Below are 3,447 nucleotides of genomic sequence, written 5' to 3'. Positions count from 1 at the left end.
CGACGGTGCGCGGTGCGGCGTCCTCGGGCGCCGCAGCGGGCTCCGGGGTCACGGCGGGGGCACCGGCCGGGGCTCCCGCGCGGCGGCGTCGCCGTGCCGGGGGTGCTCCGTCGTTCGACGCGTCGTTCTCGGGATTCTGGGTGCTGTCAGCCATGCGGCCGTCTCCTTCTGGAGGGCCAGCGCACCCTGGCCCCGTCTGGTCATCGTCCCTGGGGACGGAAGTCTCTGGCCCTCACCGTCGCGCAGCTCCACGCGGGAGCGCTGCGATGCCGATCGCGGGGAGCACTGCGGTCGCGGTGAGTCCGCGTGGCCGGTGCTCGACGTCACGACGCCGGGAGGTTCCCCCGCCCGGTACGGAGCAGGAGAGTGCCTTGGCCAGTATGGCACAGCGTGCATCTGCCGCCGCGGAAGGGGACCATGGTCCCCGGGGCGGTGCGCGCGGCCGCTCTAGTTTTCATGACAGCGTGTCGTCCACTCGGGAGGATCCATGGAAACCCTCGACCTGGCACGGTGGCAGTTCGGCATCACCACCGTGTACCACTTCATCTTCGTGCCGCTGACGATCGGGCTGTCCCTGCTCGTCGCGATCATGAACACCCGTGCCGTGTTCGCGAAGGATCCCGTGCGCAAGGACGCCTGGACCCGGATGACGAAGTTCTTCGGGTCGATGCTGATCGTGAACTTCGGCATCGGCATCGCCACCGGCATCGTGCAGGAGTTCCAGTTCGGGATGAACTGGTCCGAGTACGCCCGCTTCGTCGGCGACGTCTTCGGGGCGCCGCTGGCGCTGGAGGGCCTCGCCGCCTTCTTCCTCGAGTCCGTCTTCCTGGGGCTGTGGATCTTCGGCTGGGGGAAGATGCCCGAGAAGATCCACCTGCTGACGATCTGGGCGGTGGCGCTGGGCACCACGCTCTCGGCCTACTTCATCATCGCCGCGAACTCGTTCATGCAGCATCCCGTCGGCGCGCTGCTGAACCCCGAGACGGGGCGGGCCGAGCTCGATCCCTCGCAGGGCTCGATCCTCGCCGTGCTCACGAACGTCACGGCGATGGCGGCCTTCCCCCACGTCGTCTCCGGCGCCTGGCTCGTCGCCGGCGCGTTCCTCACCGGCGTCGCCTCCTGGCACATGGTCAGGCACCACCGGGCCGCCCGCGAGATGGGGCTGGAGACCGAGGAGGGCCAGGAGCAGCATCGCGCCGCCCGTGACCTCTACCGACCCACCGTCCGCTTCGGCGTGGTGGCGATGTTCGTCTCCGCGATCGTGCTGGTGATCTCCGGCGACTTCCAGGCCCAGATCATGTTCAAGCAGCAGCCGATGAAGATGGCGTCGGCCGAGGCGCTGTGCGAGACGGAGACCGGTGCGAGCTTCTCGATCCTCACCATCGGCGGCCCCGACGCCTTCGCCGAGCAGTGCGGGGACGTCACCCACCTCATCGAGGTGCCGTACGTGACCTCCTTCCTCGCCACCCACACCTTCGATGCGACGCTGCAGGGCGTCGACGACCTCAACGCCCAGTACAAGGAGGAGTTCGGCGAGACCGCGACGAACATCCACGGCGAGGAGGTCGAGGCCGACTACCGCCCGAACCTCTTCGTCACCTACTGGTCCTTCCGCCTGATGATGGGCCTCGCGGCGTTCAGCGGGATCCTCGCCCTCTGGGCGCTGTGGGTCACCCGCGGCAAGGGAGAGAACGCCCGCACCACCGGATCGAAGGCCTTCCAGTGGTTCGCCGTGCTCGCGATCCCGATGCCGTTCCTCGCCAACTCCGCCGGCTGGGTGTTCACCGAGATCGGCCGTCAGCCCTGGGTCGTCCACCCCAATCCCGACGACCCGACCGTGCGGCTGATGACGCTGCAGGGCGTCTCCGCCCACCCCTCGTGGATGGTGCTCGCCTCGCTGGTCGCCTTCACCCTCGTCTACGGCGTGCTCGCCGTGATCTGGTTCCGGATGATGCAGAAGGCCGCGCTGAAGGGCGCGCCGCTGCCACAGCGGGACCCGAGGACCGAGGAGCTCGACACGCCCACCCTCTCCTTCGACTACTGAGAAGGGACCCACCTGCTCATGGACACCATGCTCGACCCCACGGTCCTGCAGACCCTCTGGTTCGCGCTGATCGGCTTCTTCTTCCTGGGCTACTTCGTGCTCGAGGGCTTCGACTTCGGCGTGCAGATGAACGTCGCGGCCTTCTGGCGCCGCGGCCCCGGCACCCGCGGCACGATCCTGCGCACCATCGGCCCCGTCTGGGACGGCAACGAGGTGTGGGTGATCACCGGCGGCGCGCTGCTCTTCGCGGCCTTCCCCGAGTGGTACGCCACCCTGTTCTCGGGCTTCTACCTCGCCCTGCTGCTCCTGCTGCTGGTGCTGATCGTGCGGGTGTGCGCCTTCAAGTGGCGCGAGAAGCACGAGGACGACCGCTGGCGCACCTCCTGGGACGTGGTGCACGTGATCGGCGGCTTCGCCCCGGCCCTGCTGTGGGGCGTGGCCTTCTCGAACATCGTCGCCGGCGTCGCGATCGACCAGAACCACTGGGTGACCACCTCGCTGCTGGGTCTGCTGAACCCCTTCGCGCTGCTGGGCGGGCTCGTGTTCGTGCTGCTGTTCTGGCTGCACGGCACCCTGTACCTGACCCTGAAGATCGAGGGCCCGCTGCGCCAGGACGCCCACCGCCTCGCGAGCCGGCTCGTGTGGCCGACGATCGCGGCGGGCGCCGCCTACCTGCTGTGGTTCCAGCTCGCGCACTCGAACACGCCGTGGACCCTGATCCCGCTCGCGATCGCGGCGGCGGCGCTGATCGCGGTGGTGCCGCTGGGCCGTGCCCGTCGTGAGGGCCTCGCCTTCGGCGCGACCACCACCGCGATCGCCGCGGCGACGATCACCCTGTTCGGCGGCCTGTTCCCGTACGTCATGCCGGCCTCGAACGACCCGGCGAACTCGCTCACCGTCGCGAACGCCTCCTCGACCGAGCACACGCTGACGGTGATGCTGATCGCCCTCGCGATCCTGCTGCCGATCGTCATCGCGTACACGATCTGGACCTACCGGGTCTTCCGCCATCGCATCACCGACGAGGACTCCCCCGCCCCCGGCGAGGGCCTCGTCCGGAGGGCCCGGGCGGGCTACCGGGAAGCGTTCGGCCAGGAGTGAGCACCCCCACGCGCGCGCGGCGAGCGCCCCTGGACCCCCGTCTGGTCCGGGAGGTGCGCGCCGCGCGCGCCCATGTCGTGCGGACCGTGGTCCTCGGACTCGTCCAGGCCGCGTCCGTGATCGTCACGGCGCTGGTGATCGCGCACCTCGGCGCGCGCCTGCTCGTCGAGCGGGACGTCCCCGCGGACGCCCCGGGGATGCTCGCCCTGCTGGTCCTCGCGCTCGCCGTGCGGGCGGGGGCGGTGCTGGTCGAGGAGGCGACCGCGCACCGCGCCGCGACCGCCGCGATCAGCGACCTGCGC

At 70.1% G+C, this 3,447-nt stretch carries 2 protein-coding genes and 1 pseudogene; all 3 read left to right on the top strand.

Translation table 11 applies throughout. The annotated features are described in order from the left end of the window. The first annotated feature begins 487 nt into the window (after positions 1-487). Positions 488-2,044 (top strand): cytochrome ubiquinol oxidase subunit I, encoded by a 1,557-nt coding sequence (locus HMPREF3159_RS09720; RefSeq protein ID WP_070500850.1) that lies wholly within the window; start codon positions 488-490, stop codon positions 2,042-2,044. Positions 2,045-2,062: 18 nt separating this feature from the next. Beyond that, the gene (gene cydB / locus HMPREF3159_RS09715) at positions 2,063-3,145 is read left to right on the top strand and encodes a cytochrome d ubiquinol oxidase subunit II (RefSeq protein ID WP_070500849.1); all 1,083 of its coding nucleotides are present in this window, start codon (positions 2,063-2,065) and stop codon (positions 3,143-3,145) included. Next, positions 3,142-3,447, top strand: a pseudogene (locus HMPREF3159_RS09710) (thiol reductant ABC exporter subunit CydD); the annotation flags it as partial. The gene cydB and the pseudogene HMPREF3159_RS09710, both read left to right, overlap by 4 nt.

It is taken from the genome of Brachybacterium sp. HMSC06H03, assembly GCF_001807385.1.
Lineage (GTDB): Bacteria > Actinomycetota > Actinomycetes > Actinomycetales > Dermabacteraceae > Brachybacterium > Brachybacterium conglomeratum.
Note: the sequence above shows the minus strand (reverse complement) of the source record. Positions and strands in the feature narration are given on the sequence as shown.